The organism is Eubacterium sp. 3_1_31, assembly GCF_964249515.1.
Classification (GTDB): Bacteria; Bacillota_I; Bacilli_A; order Erysipelotrichales; family Erysipelotrichaceae; genus Longicatena; species Longicatena caecimuris.
The window spans coordinates 12,868-28,324 of sequence record NZ_CAXUBY010000038.1 but is presented as its reverse complement, the minus strand read 5'-3'; the positions used below and the strand labels follow the sequence as shown (position 1 = coordinate 28,324).

General features: G+C 41.9%; 30 protein-coding genes. All 30 read right to left on the bottom strand.

The features are described from left to right. Nucleotides 1-140: 140 nt before the first annotated feature. Nucleotides 141-779 carry a ribonuclease E inhibitor RraB gene (locus ACESSZ_RS13000; RefSeq protein WP_008690065.1) on the bottom strand — a complete coding sequence of 213 codons (639 nt, stop codon included), beginning with the start codon at nucleotides 777-779 and terminating at the stop codon, nucleotides 141-143. A gap of 59 nt (nucleotides 780-838) precedes the next feature. Further along, on the bottom strand, nucleotides 839-1,417 hold the full coding sequence (locus tag ACESSZ_RS12995; protein WP_008690066.1) for an O-methyltransferase: 579 nt from the start codon (nucleotides 1,415-1,417) through the stop codon (nucleotides 839-841). A gap of 13 nt (nucleotides 1,418-1,430) precedes the next feature. Then, entirely contained in the window at nucleotides 1,431-2,084 is a 654-nt protein-coding gene (locus ACESSZ_RS12990) for a hypothetical protein (protein WP_008690067.1), read from the bottom strand. Between the two features lie 119 nt (nucleotides 2,085-2,203). Further along, nucleotides 2,204-2,569 (bottom strand): 50S ribosomal protein L17, encoded by a 366-nt coding sequence (gene rplQ, locus ACESSZ_RS12985; RefSeq protein WP_008690068.1) that lies wholly within the window; start codon nucleotides 2,567-2,569, stop codon nucleotides 2,204-2,206. Between the two features lie 28 nt (nucleotides 2,570-2,597). Next, a complete protein-coding gene (locus tag ACESSZ_RS12980) occupies nucleotides 2,598-3,557 on the bottom strand; it encodes a DNA-directed RNA polymerase subunit alpha (RefSeq protein WP_008690069.1) in 960 nt (319 codons plus the stop codon). Nucleotides 3,558-3,584: 27 nt separating this feature from the next. Next, nucleotides 3,585-3,980: a 30S ribosomal protein S11 gene (gene rpsK, locus ACESSZ_RS12975; RefSeq protein WP_008690070.1), complete on the bottom strand. Its 396-nt coding sequence runs from the start codon at nucleotides 3,978-3,980 to the stop codon at nucleotides 3,585-3,587. A gap of 20 nt (nucleotides 3,981-4,000) precedes the next feature. Next, entirely contained in the window at nucleotides 4,001-4,366 is a 366-nt protein-coding gene (rpsM, locus tag ACESSZ_RS12970) for a 30S ribosomal protein S13 (RefSeq protein ID WP_008690071.1), read from the bottom strand. Between the two features lie 17 nt (nucleotides 4,367-4,383). Beyond that, on the bottom strand, nucleotides 4,384-4,500 hold the full coding sequence (gene rpmJ / locus ACESSZ_RS12965) for a 50S ribosomal protein L36 (protein ID WP_008979808.1): 117 nt from the start codon (nucleotides 4,498-4,500) through the stop codon (nucleotides 4,384-4,386). 23 nt (nucleotides 4,501-4,523) lie between these two features. Beyond that, the gene (gene infA / locus ACESSZ_RS12960) at nucleotides 4,524-4,742 is read right to left on the bottom strand and encodes a translation initiation factor IF-1 (protein ID WP_008690072.1); all 219 of its coding nucleotides are present in this window, start codon (nucleotides 4,740-4,742) and stop codon (nucleotides 4,524-4,526) included. Continuing rightward, complete coding sequence (gene map, locus ACESSZ_RS12955) at nucleotides 4,735-5,508, bottom strand: type I methionyl aminopeptidase (protein ID WP_008690073.1); 774 nt, start codon at nucleotides 5,506-5,508, stop codon at nucleotides 4,735-4,737. Before map ends, infA begins: the two co-directional genes overlap by 8 nt. A 1-nt stretch (nucleotide 5,509) precedes the next feature. Continuing rightward, nucleotides 5,510-6,157, bottom strand: coding sequence for an adenylate kinase (locus tag ACESSZ_RS12950; RefSeq protein ID WP_008690074.1), 648 nt, complete (start codon nucleotides 6,155-6,157; stop codon nucleotides 5,510-5,512). An 11-nt stretch (nucleotides 6,158-6,168) separates the two neighbouring features. Then, complete coding sequence (secY, locus tag ACESSZ_RS12945) at nucleotides 6,169-7,458, bottom strand: preprotein translocase subunit SecY (protein WP_008690076.1); 1,290 nt, start codon at nucleotides 7,456-7,458, stop codon at nucleotides 6,169-6,171. Nucleotide 7,459: 1 nt separating this feature from the next. Then, a complete protein-coding gene (rplO, locus tag ACESSZ_RS12940) occupies nucleotides 7,460-7,900 on the bottom strand; it encodes a 50S ribosomal protein L15 (RefSeq protein WP_008690078.1) in 441 nt (146 codons plus the stop codon). A gap of 16 nt (nucleotides 7,901-7,916) precedes the next feature. Beyond that, nucleotides 7,917-8,429 (bottom strand): 30S ribosomal protein S5, encoded by a 513-nt coding sequence (gene rpsE / locus ACESSZ_RS12935; RefSeq protein ID WP_008690080.1) that lies wholly within the window; start codon nucleotides 8,427-8,429, stop codon nucleotides 7,917-7,919. A 12-nt stretch (nucleotides 8,430-8,441) separates the two neighbouring features. Next, the gene (rplR, locus tag ACESSZ_RS12930) at nucleotides 8,442-8,798 is read right to left on the bottom strand and encodes a 50S ribosomal protein L18 (RefSeq protein WP_008690082.1); all 357 of its coding nucleotides are present in this window, start codon (nucleotides 8,796-8,798) and stop codon (nucleotides 8,442-8,444) included. Nucleotides 8,799-8,819: 21 nt separating this feature from the next. Then, nucleotides 8,820-9,365 (bottom strand): 50S ribosomal protein L6, encoded by a 546-nt coding sequence (gene rplF / locus ACESSZ_RS12925; RefSeq protein WP_008690084.1) that lies wholly within the window; start codon nucleotides 9,363-9,365, stop codon nucleotides 8,820-8,822. A gap of 21 nt (nucleotides 9,366-9,386) precedes the next feature. Beyond that, nucleotides 9,387-9,782 (bottom strand): 30S ribosomal protein S8, encoded by a 396-nt coding sequence (gene rpsH / locus ACESSZ_RS12920; protein WP_026006681.1) that lies wholly within the window; start codon nucleotides 9,780-9,782, stop codon nucleotides 9,387-9,389. Nucleotides 9,783-9,806: 24 nt separating this feature from the next. Continuing rightward, on the bottom strand, nucleotides 9,807-9,992 hold the full coding sequence (locus ACESSZ_RS12915; protein WP_008690087.1) for a type Z 30S ribosomal protein S14: 186 nt from the start codon (nucleotides 9,990-9,992) through the stop codon (nucleotides 9,807-9,809). Between the two features lie 13 nt (nucleotides 9,993-10,005). Continuing rightward, entirely contained in the window at nucleotides 10,006-10,545 is a 540-nt protein-coding gene (rplE, locus tag ACESSZ_RS12910) for a 50S ribosomal protein L5 (RefSeq protein WP_008690089.1), read from the bottom strand. Nucleotides 10,546-10,558: 13 nt separating this feature from the next. After that, a complete protein-coding gene (gene rplX / locus ACESSZ_RS12905) occupies nucleotides 10,559-10,882 on the bottom strand; it encodes a 50S ribosomal protein L24 (protein ID WP_008690091.1) in 324 nt (107 codons plus the stop codon). Nucleotides 10,883-10,894: 12 nt separating this feature from the next. Beyond that, nucleotides 10,895-11,263, bottom strand: a complete 369-nt coding sequence (gene rplN / locus ACESSZ_RS12900) for a 50S ribosomal protein L14 (protein ID WP_002607426.1) — start codon at nucleotides 11,261-11,263, stop codon at nucleotides 10,895-10,897. Nucleotides 11,264-11,283: 20 nt separating this feature from the next. Continuing rightward, nucleotides 11,284-11,544, bottom strand: coding sequence for a 30S ribosomal protein S17 (rpsQ, locus tag ACESSZ_RS12895; RefSeq protein WP_008690096.1), 261 nt, complete (start codon nucleotides 11,542-11,544; stop codon nucleotides 11,284-11,286). Nucleotides 11,545-11,560: 16 nt separating this feature from the next. Further along, nucleotides 11,561-11,761 (bottom strand): 50S ribosomal protein L29, encoded by a 201-nt coding sequence (gene rpmC / locus ACESSZ_RS12890; RefSeq protein ID WP_008690099.1) that lies wholly within the window; start codon nucleotides 11,759-11,761, stop codon nucleotides 11,561-11,563. Then, complete coding sequence (gene rplP / locus ACESSZ_RS12885) at nucleotides 11,761-12,177, bottom strand: 50S ribosomal protein L16 (RefSeq protein ID WP_008690101.1); 417 nt, start codon at nucleotides 12,175-12,177, stop codon at nucleotides 11,761-11,763. Before rplP ends, rpmC begins: the two co-directional genes overlap by 1 nt. A 3-nt stretch (nucleotides 12,178-12,180) precedes the next feature. Then, entirely contained in the window at nucleotides 12,181-12,975 is a 795-nt protein-coding gene (rpsC, locus tag ACESSZ_RS12880; protein ID WP_008690103.1) for a 30S ribosomal protein S3, read from the bottom strand. An 11-nt stretch (nucleotides 12,976-12,986) separates the two neighbouring features. Then, entirely contained in the window at nucleotides 12,987-13,322 is a 336-nt protein-coding gene (gene rplV / locus ACESSZ_RS12875) for a 50S ribosomal protein L22 (protein WP_331866844.1), read from the bottom strand. Nucleotides 13,323-13,336: 14 nt separating this feature from the next. Then, nucleotides 13,337-13,615 carry a 30S ribosomal protein S19 gene (gene rpsS, locus ACESSZ_RS12870; protein WP_008690106.1) on the bottom strand — a complete coding sequence of 93 codons (279 nt, stop codon included), beginning with the start codon at nucleotides 13,613-13,615 and terminating at the stop codon, nucleotides 13,337-13,339. A 19-nt stretch (nucleotides 13,616-13,634) separates the two neighbouring features. Further along, nucleotides 13,635-14,468, bottom strand: a complete 834-nt coding sequence (rplB, locus tag ACESSZ_RS12865; protein WP_008690107.1) for a 50S ribosomal protein L2 — start codon at nucleotides 14,466-14,468, stop codon at nucleotides 13,635-13,637. A gap of 58 nt (nucleotides 14,469-14,526) precedes the next feature. After that, entirely contained in the window at nucleotides 14,527-14,826 is a 300-nt protein-coding gene (gene rplW / locus ACESSZ_RS12860) for a 50S ribosomal protein L23 (RefSeq protein WP_008690108.1), read from the bottom strand. Then, nucleotides 14,826-15,455: a 50S ribosomal protein L4 gene (gene rplD, locus ACESSZ_RS12855; protein WP_008979806.1), complete on the bottom strand. Its 630-nt coding sequence runs from the start codon at nucleotides 15,453-15,455 to the stop codon at nucleotides 14,826-14,828. Before rplD ends, rplW begins: the two co-directional genes overlap by 1 nt. Nucleotides 15,456-15,457: the final 2 nt, after the last annotated feature.

Genomic DNA, 15,457 nt, shown 5'->3' with positions numbered 1-15,457 from the left:
TTTTATTTTTAAAGGCTCATCGCTAAAGCTCTACGGAACCCCCAGACTATCTGGGGGTTTTCTCATACAAAAAAGTCTTAATCCTATTCTGTTAATAAATAGGATTAAGACTTTTTCATACATTTACGCTTATCAGCTTTTTAATATACGGCCTTGCTCTGCCATCCTTTATAAACACCTTGATAAGCTGTGGCAACATCTGCCAGATAATAAACATTGGACATCAGTTTTACCTTATCCATCGGTGTGATATGAAGAACGATCAACTCAAATTCTTCACTGCCTCTGGTAATAACATATCCACGATTTATCACAACGCTTTTAAACTGGTTCATGCTCTCTTCATCTTGAAATTTTACGACATGCTGTACAGGGCGTTCATGATCATGGACATCCCCTTTTTGCTCCAGTGCTTCCATTCGTGCATCGGTATCTTCTTTCAATAATGCCATTTCTGCTCTGGTCAGATGCGTAAACATTTCATCATACTCTTCTTGTGTTTCCTCTTTTGCTTCATCATCCGATGTGCTTTGCACATCTTCAAATTCATCCAGACTTTCATGAGCCTCTTCAAATGCTTCATTCACTTCTTCACAACAATGTTGTGGATCACTGATCGGTGCTTCTTCAGCTGCATCTTCATTATCTTCAGGCTCATCATCGTACAGCAAACCCTGATCTAAATCAATAATTTGTTTTTCTTCTTCTTTTTTCATTTTGTAAGCAATAAGAGCTGCTGCGCTCCCTAAAACAGCTAAAATTGGAAATATCTTTTTCATTTTATCACCACTTTCATGTTTCTATTGTATCACACTTCAAAGAAAAAAATACATAGAAACTACTTTTTTCTGCTGATCCCTACACCATCTCCAAAATCATAAAATGTCGTATCATAATCCTCACGCTTTTTTAAATACTCAACAAATCGACTGATTTTGGTGACAAGCTGTCGCAGATTCCGATTTTTAATCCGTTCCTGATGTTCGACATACCCATGGAACTTAAGATTATCAGTAATGACATAACCATCTTTTATAAGATTCTTCTCATAGCGTTCAAAAAACTTTATATATTGCGCCTTTGCAGCATCGATAAACAACATATCAAATGATCCTTCCACGGTGGTTTCTAAAGCATCTCCATAAAGCAGTGTGATACGTTCTTCTAAATGTGCTTTGCGTACGTTTTCAACCGCTTTTTGATAGCGTTCCTTATCGCGTTCAATCGTCACGACGTGTATTTGTTCATCCAACAAAGCCATACGAATAGCAGAATATCCAATAGCACTGCCAATTTCAAGAATGTTCGTTAAATGGTGTTGCTGAATAAACGCACATAGAAAGGCAATTCCTTCCGGCTGCATGATTGGGACATTGTATGTTTTCGCATAGTCCTCCATCTCTTCAATTAGTTCCATGATCTCACCTCACTCAATTAGTTTTCGCTGTTGTCTTTTTATCCTCTGTTTTCTTTTTATCCTTATCTTTATCATTAAGATTGACTGGTTTTTTACCCACATGAACTTTAAAGGTTCGTACACTGCGATTTCCACTTTTATCTTTCGCAATAACGCGTATTTTATGATCGCCAGATTTTTTTGTATCCACATTGCCTTCAATACGATAATAATTATTTTGTAAATCCGTTGCTGTAGTATAAAGCAATGGTCCATCAACCGGATCGCTGACACTGATAATATTATCTTTGATATCAAATGTACCATTATACGGTATTGCTATACGTTCTTTTTTGAGAATGATTTCCGGTTTTTGTGTATCCTTCACAGTTATCTTTAAATGAATGTTTGTTTTCTCTCCATCTGCGACCACCGCATAAACAAGATCCTGTTCCCCGCATGCATGTACATTTAATTTAGGATAGGTAACAATGACGCCATCTGTATTTTTTACTAAGGCTTTACTCGTGATTGTGGTATTCCCATATTCCACTTCTGTAGCATTTTCAATAAAGTTTATCTTTGATGAAGACTTATGATACTTCTCAAAAAGGATAATTCCAATGAGCACCCCTGCCACAAATAGCATTATAAAAAATTTCTTTTTGTTCGTACTATTTTTGATCATTGTGTACCTTCTTTCATTTTCATTCATTTCATCTCAAATTGTATCATGGTTTTTTGCGGGAAACAACTTAATAGTGCTTAAGAAAACGACACCATGTCTCCATGATGTCGTTAGCTTTTTTATTTTACGAGTTCAATGATTGCCATAGGAGCAGCGTCACCACGACGTACTCTTGTTTTCACAACTCTTGTGTACCCACCATTACGATCTTTGTAAGCAGGTCCGATTTCGTTGAACAGTTTTTGTAAAGCTGTCTGACCTGTTTTTTCGTCTACAACAACGTCGCGAACGAATTTAGCAGCCTGACGGCGAGCATGTAAATCACCGCGTTTTGCTAAAGTAATCAGCTCATCAACAACAGAACGCAGTTCTTTTGCTTTCATTTCAGTTGTTTCAATCTGACCATAAGCGATCACTGATGTAGCCATGTTACGTAATAAAGCTTTACGGTGGTCAGCTTTACGTCCTAATTTACGATTCCACATTGGTTGTTAGCCTCCTTTGCGAATAATATTATTCGTATGATTTAAAGTTTAAGCCTAAATCATACAATTTATCTTTAACTTCTTTGAGTGATTTCTTACCTAAGTTACGTACTCTCATCATTTCATCTTCTGTACGCTGTGTTAATTCTTCGACGGTCTGAATGCCAGCGCGTTTCAAACAGTTGTAAGAACGTACAGACAGATCGAGATCTTCGATCATCATGACAAGACCCTTGTTCTGCACTTCACCCTGAGCTTCCTTCATGACAGATTCCATATCATTGACAGCTTCATCAACGTTTGTCAGCAGTTCCAAATGATCAATCAGAATCTTTGCTGATAATGCTAATGATTCCGCAGGACTGATGGAGGAATCACTCCATACTTCCAAAGTCACTTTATCATAATTGGCATTCTGACCAACACGTGTAGGATCTACAGAGTAAGAAACCTTTTCAATTGGTGTATAGATAGAATCCGTATAAATGATTCCTAAAGGCTGATTTGGAGTCTGATACAGCTGTTTGTTTGTGTCAGCATTTACATATCCGCGGCCAACACGCGCCTGCAGTTCCATTTCCAACATTCCGCCTTCTTCCAGAGTACAGATGTGCAAATCCTTGCTCAGCACTTCTACGCCTTCTGGACAGTAGATATCTGCACCGGTAACTTCTCCAGGACCTTGTTTTGAAATACGCAATGTATAGATCTCATCATCCTGAATTTTCATGACCAGTGTCTTGATATTCAGGATCATGGTCGTTACATCCTCAACGATTCCTGGAATAGATGTAAACTCGTGGTAAACCCCGTCAACTTTAATTGAAAATACGGCAGCTCCCGGTAAAGAGGAGAGCAAAACACGTCTTAGTGCATTCCCAATAGTTGTTCCGAAACCTCTCTCTAAAGGTTCAAATACAAACTTACCGTAGTGTTTAGATTCATCGTATTCTTTAACTTCAAAATGTGCACGTTCGAATTTTTGCATAGTATACCTCCTCAATTAAGCTTATGATTAACCACGTGGTCGTTTAGGTGGACGACAACCGTTGTGTGGAATAGGAGTTACATCGTTGATCATTGTAATTTCTAATCCCGCAACCTGTAAAGCTCTTACAGCTGCTTCACGTCCAGGTCCTGGACCTTTAACGTTTACTGATACTGTTTTCATACCATTTTCTATTGCTGCTTTACCTGCAGCTTCTCCAGCCATCTGTGCAGCAAATGGAGTGGATTTACGTGAACCCTTGAACCCCAGTGCTCCAGCGCTGGACCATGCTACAGCGTTTCCATTTTCGTCAGTAATAGTAACGATGGTATTGTTAAAAGTTGAATGAATATGAGCACATCCACGAGCAATATTCTTGCGTGCTTTACGTTTACGTGCGCCCGCTTTTACGTTTTTTGCCATTTTAATTTCCTCCTATCGTCCTATTTCTTTTTGTTTGCTACTGTACGAACTGGACCTTTACGCGTACGAGCATTTGTTTTTGTTCTCTGTCCGCGAACCGGTAAACCTTTACGGTGACGGATTCCGCGGTAGCATCCGATTTCCATCAGACGCTTAATGTTTAATGCAACCTCACGACGCAAATCACCTTCTACTTTGATAGAATCCACTTCGTTACGGATGGCATTAATCTGTTCGTCAGTTAAATCTTTTACACGGATATCTTCGCTGATTCCCGTTTTTGCCAGAATCTGTTCCGCAGTTGGGCGGCCGATTCCGTAAATGTACGTTAATGATACTACTACGCGCTTGTCGCGTGGTAAGTCAACACCTGCAATACGAGCCATTTTACATTACACCTCCATTAGTTTCCTTGTCTTTGTTTGTGTTTTGGGTTTTCGCAAATGACCATGACACGGCCTTTACGTTTGATAATGCGGCACTTATCGCATATTGGTTTGACAGATGGTCTTACTTTCATGCGTCTTCCTCCTTATTCACGACTTATTTGTGTCGGAATGTAATTCGCCCACGTGTTAAATCATAAGGTGAAATTTCAACGGTTACACGGTCCCCTGGTAAAATGCGGATGTAGTGCATGCGGATTTTACCAGAAACGTGAGCCAGTATTTCGTGTCCGTTTCCCAATTTCACTTTGAACATTGCGTTTGGTAAAGTATCAATTACTTCGCCATCCATTTCAATAACATCTTGCTTACCCATTACTTGGATGTTCCTCCTCTTTTATCTCTGTGAGTATTTCATACCCTTTTTCTGTGATCACGATCGTATGCTCGTAGTGAGCTGCCAAGCCACCATCTTTGGTGACGACACCCCAGCCATCCGCAAGTGTTCGTGTATGTGGCCTGCCTGCTAAAACCAACGGTTCGATTGCAAGCGTCATGCCTTCTTTAAGCAGAATGCCATGACCTGCCGGGCCGAAATTTGGAACTGTCGGATCTTCATGGACGGAAGTTCCAATACCATGTCCTGCATAATCCCGTGGCAAAGAAAAGCCATGCCCAAAGACATACTCTCCGATTGCATGAGATATATCAGTTAGATGATTCCCAGCCTTTGCCATTTTTAAACCTTCATATAAAGATTCTTCGCTAATTCTCAGAAAGGCTTTTGTTTCCTCGCTGATATTACCGACAGCATATGTCCATGCTGAGTCACCATGATACCCTTGATAACAGGCACCGATATCTACTGAAACAATGTCCCCGTCATGTAACATCGTATCATCTGGGACACCATGTACCATGACAGAATTTACAGATATACATGCAGCAGCTGGAAACCCGTATAAACCCTTAAATGACGGTATCCCGCCATGTTTTCGTATCGTGTTTTCCACGATTTCATTGATTTTTTTCGTAGTGATTCCAGGCTGTATAACTGTTTGCGCTGCACGATGTGCAAGCGCAACAATTATACCTGCTTTTTTCATGAATGTCAACTCCTGATTTGACTTCGGAATGACCATTTTAGTCCTCCAACGCTTTCAGGACATCGCTCCAGACGTTTTCGATTGGTTGATCGGCATTGATTCTTGCGACAATTCCTTTCTGCTCATAGTAATCCAGAACAGGAGCTGTCTGTTTGCTGTATTCATCCAGTCGTACGGTAAGACTTTCTACCGTATCGTCTTTTCGCTGATATAGATCTCCACCACATACATCACATTTACCTTCTACCATAGGAGGTTTGGATTGTAAGTGATAGATCTCTCCGCACTCTTTACAGAGACGGCGGCCGGTGATTCTGCCAGCCAGAACATCAAAGGGAATATCCATGGCAATGACTTTGTCGATGGATAATGCCCCATCGCCAGCCAATGCATCAAAGGCCTTTGCCTGTTCTAAAGTTCTTGGATAGCCATCTAGAAGAAAGCCGTTTTTCTTATCTTCCAGTTTATCCAGATAGCTTTTCACCATATTGTTTACCAGTTCATCAGGGACGAGCAGTCCTTTGTCCATATAGCTTTTCGCTTCAAGACCAAGTTCTGTACCATTCCCGATTTCACTGCGGAAAATATCTCCTGTTGAAATATGATTCACATTAAATTTTTCAACGATTTTTGCGGACATCGTACCTTTACCGGCACCAGGACCGCCCATAATCAAGATATTCATAGGTTCACCTTCTATCTCTGAAGAAATCCACGGTAGGACTTCTGCGTCAGACGACCTTCGATCTGTTTCACGGTTTCCATTGCAACACCTACGACGATGATGATACCAGTACCGCCGATACCCATAGAGCTAGGCAGATTTGTAAATAATGGAAGAGCATGAGGCAGAACTGCGATGAAAGCCAGTCCAATTGCGCCTAATACCGTGATTCTGTTTAATACCTTGTTAATGTAATCTTTGGTTTCCGTACCAGGACGGATACCAGGGATATATGTTCCTGATTTACCTAAGTTCTCGGCAATCTTTTCCGGATCTACCTGTAACTTCGTATAGAAGAAGGTAAATAACAGAATCAATACCACATAGATAACCAGGCTCACTGGTGTTTGCATACCCAGGTAATACTCTACGGTACTTACCCATTCAGCAGCCGTTACCATCTTAATGATGGAAAGTGGCGCCACCATGATAGCAGAAGCAAAGATAACAGGAATTACACTGGCTGAATTGATTTTCAGCGGCAGGTATGTCATGTCTTTCTTGCGTGTTGTTACCGTGCTGGATGTATACTGAATTGGAATCTTACGTTCCGCTGTCTGCATGAAGACAACAAAGATGATGATCAGCAGATAGCATAACAGGAAGCCGCCAAAGCTCAAGATTCCATTAAAGGTTGCAGAACTGCTGGATGTATCGACAAGCGTTCCCCAAGCTGTTGCGAACTGATGTGGAAGTCTTGCGATAATGCCAGCGGCGATGATCATAGATACCCCATTGCCAACACCCTTCATCGTAATACGGTCACCGATCCACAAGATGAACATGCTGCCACCTGTTAAGATTGTTGCAATATAAAGGATGCTTGACCAACCATTGCCATTGACCAGTAAATCCGGATAGCTTCTTGAAAAGCCATATATTAGCGTTGAAGCCTGGAAGAAGCTCAAGACAACTGCCAGGTAACGTGTATAACGATCAATTTGTTTTTTACCGGATGCGCCGCCTTTGGCAAGTTCTGTCAAAGCCGGAATAACATCCATGGATAATAACTGAATAATAATAGATGCGGTGATGTAAGGGCCGACTCCCATAGCAAAAATGGACATCTGTTCCAGACCTCCACCACCAAGCAGGTTGATCATATCAAGCAGTGAATTGCTGGATTTCGTCAGCGATGTCGTATCTACGCCCGGTACAGTGATTGCTGTACCAAAGCGGAAGATAAACAACATGGCAAGAGTAAAGAATATTCGATTACGAATATCTTTATTCTTGAACATGCTGGTAATCGTGCTAAGCATACTAGATAACCTCTGCTTTTCCGCCTGCTTGCTCGATTATCGTTAAAGCTGATTTAGAGAACTTGTTAGCTTTCACTGTCAGTTTCTTTTCTAATTCACCTTCGCCTAAGATCTTGATTCCATCTAATTCTTTTCTTACCAGACCGCATTCAATCAACAGTTCTGGAGTTACTTCCGTACCATCTTCAAAACGATTTAAAGATGCTACATTTACGATTGCATACTCTTTACGAGTAAAGTTTGTAAAACCACGTTTAGGCAAACGTCTTGCTAATGGTGTCTGTCCACCTTCAAAACCTAAGCGAACGCCTCCGCCAGATCTTGCTTTCTGACCTTTATGTCCTTTACCAGCAGTTTTACCGTTACCAGAAGCATGACCGCGTCCTACACGGTAGCTTGCTTTTCTGGCACCTTCTGTATATGTCATTTCATGTAATTTCATGTTCTAATTCCTCCTGTTAACCGCGAATTTCTTCTGGTTTTTTACCACGGAGACGAGCAACATCTTCAATCGTTTTCAGATCTTTTAATGCTGCAATCGTAGCACGAACCATGTTGATTGGCGTACGGCTTCCCAGACATTTAGACAGGATATCGTTGATACCAGCCAGTTCCAATACGGCACGTACAGGACCACCAGCGATAACTCCGGTACCTTCTGTAGCAGGGCGCAGGAAGATTTCTCCAGCTCCGTAACGTCCAGTGATTTCGTGAGGAATGGTAGTTCCTACGATAGGTACGTTGAATACGTTTTTCTTAGCGTCTTCAACAGCCTTTTTAATAGCATCAGGAACTTCGTTTGCTTTTCCTGTACCAAAGCCGACACGGCCTTTTTTGTCACCGATGACAACCAATGCAGCAAAACGGAAGCGGCGTCCACCCTTTACTACTTTAGTTACACGGTTGATGGTAACGACGCGTTCTTCAAATTCTTTTTCAACGTCGCGATTTCTTCTTGGTTTACGTTCCATTCGCATAACCTCCTAAAATTTCAAGCCGGCTTCTCTAGCCGCTTCAGCCAAAGCTTTAACTCGACCGGTGTAAACATATCCACCACGGTCAAATACAACATTTGTGATATTCTTTTCAAGTGCGCGTTTCGCAACCTCAGCGCCAACGGTTTTGGCAGCTTCAACGTTACCACCGTTTTCCAGTTTCATTTCAACACTGCTAGCGGCTACTAATGTAGTACCGTTAACATCATCAATGATCTGCGCGTGAATGTGGCTGTTTGAACGGAAAACGTTCAGGCGGGGACATTCAGGAGTACCGCTGATTTTGGTACGAACACGCAAGTGACGGCGTAAACGCTCATCATTTCTAGATACTTTCTTAAGCATTGTTCAATTTCTCCTTTCCCACTATTTCTTACCTGCTGTTTTACCTTCCTTACGACGAACATATTCACCTTTGTAGCGAATACCTTTGCCTTTGTAAGGTTCTGGTTTTCTTACAGCACGAACATTTGCAGCGAATTCACCGACACGCTGTTTATCAATTCCGGACACTTTAATAGCTGTCGCAGAAGTACATTCTACGCTCAATCCTTCTTCGATAGCAAATTCAATTGGGTGGGAGTAACCAACATTCAGTGTCAGTTTCTTACCGCTTACGGCAGCACGGAAACCGATACCAACCAATTCCAGTTCTTTGGAATATCCGTTAGTAACACCTTCAACCATGTTAGCCAGCAGAGCACGTGTAGTACCATGCAGCTGTTTTGTGTGTTTCTGTTCGTTTGGACGTGTTACGCTCAAAACGTTTTCTTCAATTTTAATACCCAATTCCGGGTTAAACTGACGAGTTAAAGTTCCCTTAGGTCCTTTAACAGTCACCTCATTCCCAGCAGCGATGTTTACTTCAACGCCAGCAGGAATGGTAATCGCTTTATTACCGATACGTGACATTCTTCTTTACCTCCGTCTAGATTACCACACGTAGGCGATAACTTCGCCACCAACGTGTTTAGCTCTAGCTTCTTTATCTGTCATTAAACCATGAGATGTAGAGATGATTGCAATACCCAGACCGTTCAATACGCGAGGAACTTCGTCCACTTTTGCGTAAGCACGTAAACCAGGTTTAGAAACTCTCCGTATTCCATTGATTACTTTTTCGTTGTTAGGTCCATATTTCAGTGTAACATTGATGGTTTTCTTAACGTCACCTTCAACGTTGTAATCTGTAATAAAACCTTCTTCTTTTAAAATCTTTGCGATTTCGATCTTTTCTTTATTTGCAGGTACTTCTACAACTTCGTGACGAGCCTGAACTCCATTACGAATTCTAGTCAGCATATCTGCAATCGGATCTGTCATTATCATCATGACTGTATTCCTCCTATCTGATTACCAGCTCGCCTTTTTTACACCCGGAATCTGACCCTTGTAAGCCAGCTCGCGGAAGCAAATACGGCAGAGTTTGTATTTACGTAAAACTGAGTGAGGACGGCCACAACGTTCACAACGTGTGTACTCACGCACCTGGAACTTCTGAGGACGTTTTGATTTATTAACCATTGCTTTTTTTGCCATACTGTAAGTCCTCCTATTTCTTGAAAGGCATGCCTAATTCTTCAAGCAGCGCCTTTGCTTCTTCGTTTGTTTTTGCAGTAGTAACGATAACGATATCCATACCACGTACTTTGTTAACCTTATCGTAGTTGATTTCTGGGAAGATCAGCTGTTCTTTAACACCCAGTGTGTAGTTTCCACGGCCATCGAAAGATGTTGTAGAAACACCACGGAAGTCACGCACGCGTGGCAATGAGATGTTCATCAGCTTATCCATGAAATCATACATCTTCTCTTTACGTAAAGTTACCTTACATCCGATAGGCATACCTTCACGCAATTTGAAGTTTGCGATAGATTTCTTTGCTCTTGTGATAACTGGAGCCTGTCCAGTGATCTGTGCCAATTCAGCTACGGCTTCGTCCAATACCTTTGGATTCGCGATTGCTTCACCGATACCCATGTTGATAACGATCTTATCTACATAAGGAACTTCCATAACTGACTTGTAGTTAAACTTTTTCATTAAGTTAGGCACAACTACATCTGTATATTTCTGATTTAGGCGGTTCATCCTTTAACCTCCCCTACTTAATTTCAGCGCCGGTTTTTTTATAGACGCGAACCTTTGTTTGATTGCCTTTTTTGTCTTCTTTGATTTCAAATCCAACACGGCTGGCTTTCTTAGCCTTGCTATCGTAAGCCATAACATTGCTAACATGGATTGGCATTTCTTTTTCAATAATGCCGCCATCTGGATTAGCCTGAGATGGTTTCAAGTGTTTTTTTACAACATTTACACCTTCAACGATAACTTTGTTTTCCTTAGGGAAAACTTTGGTTACTTCTGCAACAGTGCCCTTGTAAGCACCTGTAATAACCTGAACCTTATCACCTTTTTTGATTTTCACAAAGACACCTCCTTACAGCACTTCTGGTGCCAAAGACACAATTTTCATAAAGTCTTTGTCACGCAGTTCTCTTGCTACTGGCCCGAAAATACGAGTTCCACGAGGTGTGTTATCGTCTTTGATCAGGACAACAGCGTTGTCATCAAATTTGATGTATGTTCCGTTGTCACGGCGAACGCCACGTTTTGTACGTACGATTACACCTTTGACTACGTCACCTTTTTTTACAGTTCCACCAGGAGCAGCCTGCTTAACAGCACAGACAACGATATCCCCGATGTTTGAAAACTTACGAACGCTTCCACCTAAACAGCGGATAACCAATACTTCTTTGGCACCTGTGTTGTCAGCGACGCGTAATCTACTTTCATTCTGGATCATGAATGTCTACCTCCTAGCGCCTACAGCTGTACAGCTTTTTCGACGATTTCAACCAAACGGAAACGTTTTGTAGCAGACAATGGACGAGTTTCCATAATAACTACCTTATCTCCGATTTTCGCTTCATTGTTTTCGTCATGAGCTTTAAACTTCTTAGAATATTTTACACGTTTTCCATATAATGGATGTGTTTTCTTTGTTTCAACGACTACAGTAATCGTTTTATCCATCTTATCGGAAACAACTGTTCCACGATATACTTTACGGTTAGATCTTTCCATAACTTAGTGATCCTCCTTAATCCTGATTGCTAAGCTCGCGCTCAGTCAATACGGTTTTCATACGGGCAATGTCTTTCTTCACGGTTTTTAAGCGTGCAGTGTTCGTCAACTGTCCGGTTGCTTGTTGGAAACGAAGATTAAAAAGTTCATCTTTAAGCGTTTCGATCTGTTGTGCAATTTCAGTGTTACTTAACTCTCTGATCTCTTTCGCTGTCATTATTTCTCTTCTCCTTTTCTAACAAATTTCGTCTTCACTGGCAGTTTGTGAGAAGCCAGACGGAATGCTTCACGTGCAACTTCTTCTGGAACACCAGCAATTTCAAACATCATACGTCCTGGTTTTACAACTGCTACCCATCCTTCAGGTGCACCTTTACCAGAACCCATACGTACTTCAAGAGGTTTTTTCGTTCTTGCCAAGTGAGGGAAGATACGAATCCAAACTTTACCACCACGTTTCATATAACGTGTCATGGCAATACGGGCAGCCTCGATCTGGCGGTTACTTACATAAGCACCAGTGTCAGCCATCAGACCATATTCACCAAAAGATACTTCACGACCGGCTTTCGCACGTCCTTCGTAGCTTAAACGGTGAGGTCTTCTATATTTTGTTCTCTTAGGCATCAACATAATTTAGTTTCCTCCTTCCGCTTTCTTAGGAGCATTTCCAGCAGCGTTGTTTCTCTGGCTGTTGTTGCGGTTACGGTTGTCGTTACGATTTCCGCCACGGTTGTTGCGACGGTTACGACGACGATCGTTCATATTGTTCTTAGGAGCTTCTGGTTCCTGAACCATCTGTCCTGGCAATACTTCACCACGGCAGATCCATACTTTAACACCTAAACGGCCATACTGAGTAGAAGCTTCTTCCCAAGCATAGTCGATGTCAGCACGCAATGTATGCAGAGGTACAACACCTTCGCTATAACCTTCAGTACGCGCCATATCAGCTCCGCCTAAACGTCCAGATACAGCAGTCTTGATACCTTTGGCACCAGCACGCATTGTTCTCTGGATAGCTTTTTTCTGAGCTGTACGGAAGCTTGCACGCTGTTCCAACTGGTCAGCAATGCTTCTAGCAACCAAACGAGCATCCAAATCTGGATTAGCGATTTCCAGAACTTTTACATAGATGTTCTTTCCACCAGTTAATTTTTCCAGTTTCTTCTTCAAGTTTTCAATGTTTTCACCGTTTGTTCCGATGATCACACCAGGACGAGCTGTACGGATCATAATCTCAACACGGTTTTTAGAACGTTCAATTTCAATTCTTGATACGGAAGCTGCCTTCAGTTCAGCGAATAAGAATTCACGAATTTTAACATCTTCCAGTAAAAGATCGGCATAATCTTTGTCAGCATACCATCTGGATTCCCAGTCACGGATAACACCGACACGCATTCCGATCGGACTAACTTTCTGTCCCATGAGCTACCTCCTTAATCACGCTCGTCAACCACAACAGTGATGTGGCTGGTGCGTTTGTGGATCGCACTTGCAGATCCTTTTGCACGTGGCATGAAGCGTTTCAAAGCTACACCTTCGTTTGCATAACATGCTTTCACGTATAATTTTTCTTCATTCATATCGTTGTTGTTAACGGCATTTGCTACCGCTGACTTTAACACTTTTCCTACAGCTTCCGCAGCTACGTTTGGTGTAAACTTTAAGATTGCGGCAGCTTCTTCAACGTCTTTCCCACGAATCAGATCGATTACAAGGCGAGCTTTTCTAGGTGGGATACGTAATGTCTTTGCGCATGCTTTAACTTCCATTCTACGTTTCCTCCTTATCTCTTAGCTTTCTTGTCATCAGCGCCGTGTCCAGCATATTTGCGGGTTGGCACGAATTCACCAAGCTTGTGTCCTACCATATCTTCTGTAACATAAACAGGCAGATGTTCTTTTCCGTTGTAAACGGCAAATGTATGTTCCACAAACTGAGGGAAAATCGTTGAACGACGTGACCAGGTTTTAATAACTTGTTTTTTACCGGCAGCATTCAGTGCTTCTACCTTCTTCATCAGATGGTCATCACAGAATGGGCCTTTTTTCAAACTACGACTCATTTTTCATTTCCTCCTTTGCCTATTTGCCATTACGACGACGAACGATTAATTTCGTTGACGCTTGTTTTGCTTTACGTGTTTTCACACCCATAGCTTTCTTGCCCCAAGGAGTCATTGGTGATTTACGTCCTACTGGAGTACGTCCTTCACCACCACCATGAGGGTGATCGTTAGGGTTCATTACAGAACCACGAACTGTTGGGCGGATACCTCTCCAACGGTTACGTCCGGCTTTACCGTAGTTAACCAGACTGTGGTCTTCGTTTCCGACAGAACCGATGGTTGCGCGGCAGTTAGACAAAATTTTACGAACTTCTCCAGATACCAAACGAACAGTAGCATACTTTTCTTCGATACCTAAGATCTGTGCAGATGCACCAGCGGAACGAGCCAGCTGACCACCTTTACCAGGTTTTAATTCGATGTTGTGGATGAAAGTTCCTTCTGGGATATCTTTCAGTTCCAATGTGTTACCAACTTTGATGTCGGCACCTTCTCCAGAAACAACTGTCATTCCAACAGTTAATCCTTTAGGAGCAATGATGTAACGCTTTTCACCATCTGCATAGTTTAACAGAGCGATGTTAGCGGAACGATTTGGATCGTATTCAATTGTTGCAACACGAGCAGGGATACCGTCTTTATTACGTTTAAAGTCGATGATACGGTAAGCACGTTTGTGTCCGCCACCCTGATGACGTGTTGTAATACGTCCGTTGTTATTACGTCCACCTTTACTATTTAAAGGGGCAAGTAATGATTTTTCTGGTTTGTTTGCTGTAATCTCTTCACGAGATAAGCTGGTCATACCACGGCGACCTGGAGTGGTCGGCTTATACTTCTTAATTGGCATGTGTCAATTTCCTCCTTACGCAATATTTATTCAGGAAATAGCGTTCTTCTTCCTGAGCTTATTTAGCTTCTTCTTCGCCAAACAAGTTGATGTCCTGACCTTCTGCAATTTTTACATAGGCTTTGCGGACAGCTTTTGTTTTACCAACGTATTTACCCATTCTTTTTGTTTTAGGCTTTACGTTAACAACATTAACAGCAACTACATCAACACCGAAGATGCTTTCAACAGCTTGTTTTACCAGTGTCTTGTTAGCGCCTTTTCTAACCTCGAAGGTTACCTTGTTGTCTTCGTCCATGTATCTCATCGTTTTTTCTGTGATGATTGGACGGATAATAATGTCTTTATAGTTATCCATTATGCAAGTGCCTCCTCAACATCTTTCACAGCAGCTTCTGTAAAGACGATTTTGTTAGCATTTACGATATCGTAAACATTCAATCCATCAGCAGTCAGCATCATCATGCTAGGGATGTTGCGCATGCTCAGGAATGCATTTTCAAAATCTTCACCTTCAGATACTACAAACAATGTTTTTCTTGGAGCGTTCAGGTTTGCGATGATTTCATTGAAAGCTTTTGTCTTAGGTGCTTCCAATTCAAACTTATCAACCACGCTCATAGCGTTTTCTGCCACTTTTTCAGATAATACTGATTTCAGTGCCAGACGGCGAACTTTTTTGTTCAGCTTGTATGCATAGCTTCTTGGTGTAGGGCCGAATACCGTTCCGCCACCTCTCCACTGTGTAGCACGGATGGAACCCTGACGCGCACGTCCTGTTCCCTTCTGACGCCAAGGCTTACGACCGCCACCGCGAACTTCTGTACGGTTTTTGGTGTCGTGTGTTCCCTGACGCATGCTTGCACGCTGCATCACAATGGCATCAAAGATACATTGCTGATTTGGCTCGATGCCAAATACTGTATCGGCAAGAGTAATTTCGTGAAGCTCTTTACCAGCTTGGCTTAATACGACCATCTTAGGCATCT